This window comes from Halanaerobium sp., from assembly GCF_003070835.1.
The window spans coordinates 1-5,407 of sequence record NZ_QBLR01000235.1; the positions used below are offsets into that span (position 1 = coordinate 1).

Annotated in this window: 5 protein-coding genes; all 5 read right to left on the bottom strand. The window is 38.5% G+C overall.

Annotation, left to right across the window (positions count from 1 at the left end):
• Positions 1-58: 58 nt before the first annotated feature.
• Complete coding sequence (locus tag CI949_RS16195) at positions 59-1,033, bottom strand: ABC transporter ATP-binding protein (RefSeq protein ID WP_089655586.1); 975 nt, start codon at positions 1,031-1,033, stop codon at positions 59-61.
• 6 nt (positions 1,034-1,039) lie between these two features.
• The gene (locus tag CI949_RS16200; protein WP_073157614.1) at positions 1,040-1,915 is read right to left on the bottom strand and encodes an ABC transporter permease; all 876 of its coding nucleotides are present in this window, start codon (positions 1,913-1,915) and stop codon (positions 1,040-1,042) included.
• 17 nt (positions 1,916-1,932) lie between these two features.
• The gene (locus CI949_RS16205) at positions 1,933-2,871 is read right to left on the bottom strand and encodes an ABC transporter permease (protein ID WP_073157617.1); all 939 of its coding nucleotides are present in this window, start codon (positions 2,869-2,871) and stop codon (positions 1,933-1,935) included.
• Positions 2,872-2,968: 97 nt separating this feature from the next.
• Complete coding sequence (locus tag CI949_RS16210; RefSeq protein WP_089655587.1) at positions 2,969-4,507, bottom strand: ABC transporter substrate-binding protein; 1,539 nt, start codon at positions 4,505-4,507, stop codon at positions 2,969-2,971.
• A gap of 29 nt (positions 4,508-4,536) precedes the next feature.
• On the bottom strand, positions 4,537-5,283 hold the full coding sequence (locus CI949_RS16215) for a flavodoxin family protein (protein ID WP_089655588.1): 747 nt from the start codon (positions 5,281-5,283) through the stop codon (positions 4,537-4,539).
• Between the last annotated feature and the right edge of the window lie 124 nt (positions 5,284-5,407).

Here is a 5,407-nt window from a genome sequence, read left to right on the forward strand (position 1 = left end):
TATTGACAAAATATTTTTTTAAATTTTTAACCTCAACTAAAGCCATTTTTATATCTCCTTAACGGTCATTTAAAAAACAGGCTGAAAAATGTTCTGAAGTGATTTCTTCAAGCCGTGGATCTTCCTGCCTACAGCGGTCAAAACTGTAGCTGCAGCGGGGATGGAAATTACATCCGACTGGATAATTACCAGGATCAGGAACCTGACCGGGAATAGTCTGCAGCTCCTCCGTTTTCTGATAATCCGGCAGACATTTTAAAAGTGCTTCTGTATAGGGATGATTGGGCTCAGTAAATAATTCTCTAGTCTGAGCAACTTCAACTATTCGTCCCGCATACATCACTGCAATCCTGTCACTTAAACCGGCAACAACTCCCAGGTCATGGCTGATATATAGTATAGATGTTTTGTATTCATCAACTAGATTTGATAAAAGATTTAAAATTTGAGCCTCCACTGTCAGATCAAGGGCTGTCGTCGGCTCATCTGCAATCAAAAGCGAGGGATTGGAAATAAAGGCCATGGCCAGCATCACCCGCTGTTTCATCCCCCCACTAAACTGATGGGGGTATTCTCCAAATCTGTATTCTGGATCTGAAATGCCAACTTTTTTTAAAATTTCAATCGCTTCTTTTTTTAGTTCTTTTCTACTTTTTTGTTTTTTAGACTTAAAATACAGTACATCAAGAATTTGAGTTCCCACTTTAAAGACTGGATTGAGGGCATTCTGAGGATTCTGAATAACCATTGCCATCTCCTGACCTCGAATCTGATCATTAAACTTTTTTTCAGAAAAATTGCAGATATCTTCACCTTTAAAAAATATACTGCCCTCTGCTATCCTGGCTGAATCCGGCAGTAATCTTAATATTGTTTTTCCCAGAGTAGATTTCCCAGAACCACTTTCTCCAACCAGGGCCAGGATTTCACCACTGTCAAGTTCCAGATTTATATCCTGCAGTACCCTTAAATATTTTCCCTTATTTCTATATTCAACTGCTAAATCATTTATCTTTAAGATTTTATCAGACATATAAACTTATACCTCCTGATTCAATTTTGGATTTAAAGCCACCCTCAGGCTCTCAGCAAAAGTCGAAAAACCAAGCATAGTTAACATTATTGCCAGAGCCGGCCAGAGGATCATTAAGGGGGCAGTCTGAATATACTGATATGACTCCTGCAGCATTACTCCCCAGCTGCTTAAAGGAGGCTGTAAGCCCAACCCCAGAAAAGAAAGTCCTGCTTCCCACATGATCATTGAGGCCATATCCATACCGCTCAATACAAGGACTGAAGCGAAAATATTGGGCAGAATATGTTTAAAAATTATACGAGAGTTATCTGCTCCCAGTGATCTGGCGGCTTCAACAAAATCCTCTTCCTTTTCAGAAAGAGTTTCTGCCCTGACCACTCTCCCATAACGGGGCATAATAGTCACTCCAAGAATTACTATTACACTCAAGAGTGAAGGCCCAATAATTGAAAGTAAAACTAAGATTAAAATTATAGGAGGAAATGCCCTGATTACATCAAAGATAAATAAAATTATACTCTCCAGAATTCCACCAACATAGGCTGCAAGTAACCCCAGGATTATACCAATGATCACTGATATAATAATTCCACCAAAAGATACTAAAACTGCCGGCCGAGCTGCATAAATAAGGCGGCTCAAAATATCTCTGCCCAGGCTGTCAGTACCCAGCAAATTCTGCAGGCTCGGTCCTTCCAACCTCCTGGTCACATTGGTTTTATAGGGGTCAGCAGGAGCAATCAGAGGTGCAAAAATGGCTGAAATCAAAATCAACATAATGATTGATCCGCCAAGATAGGCCTTATAATCTTTTTTCATTATTTTAATTACTCTAATGCTCTTTTTTTTAAAACGGAAAAATTTCTGGCTCTTAAACATCTTAAACCTCCAGCAGTTTATTTTTGTTTGATTCTGGGATCAAAATAGGCATATGAAATATCAGCAATTAGATTAGCAATTACAAATAAAAGAGCAGCTACTAAAACTCCACCTCTAACCAGAGGGAGATCGCGTTCATTTACTGAATCAACAATCAGTCTACCCAGACCGGGACGGTTAAAGATTACTTCCACAAAAACTGCTCCCCCAAGCAGCCTGCCGATACCGAGTCCAATTACTGCAATGATAGGTTTAATTGCTTTTTTTAAAGCATATTTATAAAGTATATAATAGCGGGGAATACCAAATGATTTTTCGGTCTGAATAAACTCCTGATCCAGGGTTTCCAGCATTGAACTTCTGGTCAAGCGGGCAATATATCCCGTCCACCCCACAGAAAGTGCAATAGCAGGTCCAATTAAGTGGTGGAGAGAGTCTAAAATTCCACCATCACCGATCCCGATTGAAGGTAATATATTAAAATTAACTGAAAAAATAACAATCAATAAGACTCCGGCAATATAAGTTGGGGTTGAAGCCGTGATAAATGAAACCATAGTTAAAAACTTTTCAAAATAACTGTTATTATAATTAGCTGCCAGGAGGCCAATAGAAATTCCATTAAAAACAGCCAGCCCCATTCCGGCCAGGGTTAAAATAACTGTATAGGGCAGAACATCTAAGATAACCGTTAAAACTGAGCGGTCTCTAAATATTGAGGTGCCGAGATCTCCTTTAATAATATTCTTTAAATAGATTAGATAACTCTGGTACCATGGTTTATCAAGCCCAAGTCGACTTTCAAGTTCTGCAGCCATTTCTGGAGTAGCCCTCGGGCCAAGTATAATATCAGCTGGATCTCCCGGCAGTAAATAGCTCAAACTGAATAAAACTAATAAGACTGTAAGAATAGTTGGAATCACCCATAAGAGGCGTTTTGTGATATAGATAAACATATGCTAATCCTCCAGCTTTCAAATTTCAAAAAATGAAGATATTTTGAATAAAACCTGAACCCAAATATTTTAATTCAGATTCAGGCTTTTTTAATTACTATTTTTCACTACTGCTGATTAACCAGGGTAAAATTACTCCATCAGGAGAAAATACCGGATCTACTTCAGTAGTCCAGGCAGGTGTCTTAACTCCATGGGTAACCCAGATTCCAATTGAGTCATCATTCATCAGCTGCTGCATTTTTTCGTAATTCTCAGCTCGTAGATTGCTGTCCAGGGTAGTTTCAGCTTCCTGCCAGAGATTATCATATTCCTCATTTGACCAGTGGAATAAATTCCATTTTCCCAGCTGATCAGTTAAATTCCACTGAAAATTATAACCGGGGTCAACAGTATTGGTAAATCTGGCATAGGTTATATCATAACTGCCATCCTGCCAGCGGTCAATTTTTGGTCCAACCTCTAAGGCTTCTACATTTAAATCAATATTAAAACGTGATAACTGATCCTGTATTAGAGCTCCAATTAATCTTCTTTCTTCATTAGCATCAGTTACATATTCTAATTCAAGCCCCTCTCCTTCTGGATAACCAGCCTCTGCCAGCAGATTCCAGACATAATCTTCTCCAACATCTTCCAGTTTAAAAGCTGGAGCCTGCCAGTAGCCAGTCATATCTTCAAGTAAAATAGAATAGGCCCTCTCTGCCTTACCAGCAAAAGCACCAACCAGAATCTCTTCTGGATTTATAATATATCTTAAAGCTTCTCTCAATTTCTTATTATTTAAGGGCTCCTTACTGGTATTAAAAGCAACATACTGAATTGCCAGGTCTGGATAAATTTCAGCCTCAAACTCTTCCATCTGACTTATCTGATCAAAATTATCAAGAGTAAGCTGTCCAATATCAATTTCTCCAGACTGTAAAGCCAGCTCCTGAGATGTAGGATCCGACATCGGCATAAATACTACTTCTCCATATTCCGCCTCTGCTTCAAAATAATCTTCATTTTTACTGAGTCTTATATTATTGTTGACATCCCATTCTTCAAAAACATAGGGTCCAGTACCAATCGGATTACTGGCAAATTCTTCTCTACCCATCTCTTCAACTGCCTTTTTACTGACAATTAGACCGGCATTAAAGGGCAGGGTTGAAGTAAAAAGTCTCCCCATTGGCTCACTCAGGATCAATTTCACTGTATACTGATCAATAATCTCTACTCTTTCCAGATTACTGAAAGACTGTGCCTCAGGTGAGTTTGCATCTTCTGCGATAATTCTTTCAAAAGAAAACTTAACATCTTCAGAAGTAAATTCTCCATAACTTTTATGAAATTCTATTCCTTCCTTCAAATGAAAAGTGATTTCCGTGTTATCCTCTGAAATATCCCATTCTTCTGCCAGATCAGGTACTACCTCAAATGTCCCCGGTTCATATTTAACCAGCCCATTAAAGATTGAATTCATAACTGGCCAGTCAGATAAAACCCTCTGCAGGTAAGCTGGATCAAGTGTCTGAGCTCTACCAGGAATGGCGATATTTAAACTATCATCCTGGGCAGCTGCCGGGTTAGTTAAAAGTCCTAAAAATAAAACAGTAATTATTAATAGATATATATATTTATTTTTTAACATTTTGACCTCCTTAAAAGACTTCTCAACAATTATCTATATTCTGGATTGGGATGATCAAAGCTGCAGCCTGCATCCCAGGCACTGCGCTGATTTCCGTAAGCAGTAATTCCATCATTTTCTTTAAGCATCTTAGCTAGATGCATTAAATTCCAGGTCATAAAGGTTGTATTTCTCTGGGTAAAATCATTTTCTGGTCCACCTGAATTCTCATCTAAATAAGAAGGTCCCGGTCCAGCTGCGCCTATCCAGCCTGCATCTGCCTGAGGAGGAATTGTGAAACCGAGATGCTGCAGAGAATATAAAATTCCCATCCCACAGTGTTTTATTCCATCTTCATTTCCAGTAACTATACAGCCTCCTGCCCTTCTATAATAGGCATACTGTCCTTTATCATTTAGTTCTCCTGATTGTCCATATAATCTCTCAATTACCCGCTGACAGACTGAAGATTTTTCCCCCAGCCAGATTGGAGTACCCAAAATTAAAATATCTGCTGCCATAACTTTTTCAAATATCTGAGGCCAGTCATCCCTTTCCAGACCCTGTTTTGTCATATCAGGCCAGACTCCGGGAGCAATCTCATAATCAACCGCTCTTACCACTTCAACCTTAACCTTATTCTTTTCCATAATTGCCTTTGCTACATCCATTAAACCCCTTGTATTTGAGGTCTGAGGTGATTTTTTCAAAGTACAGTTAATAAATAAAGCCTTTAAATCAGAAAAATCTTCGGTATTTTCTTCACATAACCTAATTTGTTTTTCATTCAATTCCATTTTCCAGCCTCCTCATTAACATAGATATTAATTGTCCGCGTTTATGTTAAATTAATTATAATATACTGTTAAGTATTTTACAAGTATGACGCTGCATGCAAGGCGCTTTATAGCGGAGAAACTC

Excerpts from the sequence above, each read along its gene's own strand:
- CI949_RS16195 (WP_089655586.1), bottom strand. The coding sequence starts at position 1,033 with ATGTCTGATAAAATCTTAAAGATAAATGATTTAGCAGTTGAATATAGA.
- CI949_RS16200 (WP_073157614.1), bottom strand. The coding sequence starts at position 1,915 with ATGTTTAAGAGCCAGAAATTTTTCCGTTTTAAAAAAAAGAGCATTAGA.
- CI949_RS16205 (WP_073157617.1), bottom strand. The coding sequence starts at position 2,871 with ATGTTTATCTATATCACAAAACGCCTCTTATGGGTGATTCCAACTATT.
- CI949_RS16210 (WP_089655587.1), bottom strand. The coding sequence starts at position 4,507 with ATGTTAAAAAATAAATATATATATCTATTAATAATTACTGTTTTATTT.
- CI949_RS16215 (WP_089655588.1), bottom strand. The coding sequence starts at position 5,283 with ATGGAATTGAATGAAAAACAAATTAGGTTATGTGAAGAAAATACCGAA.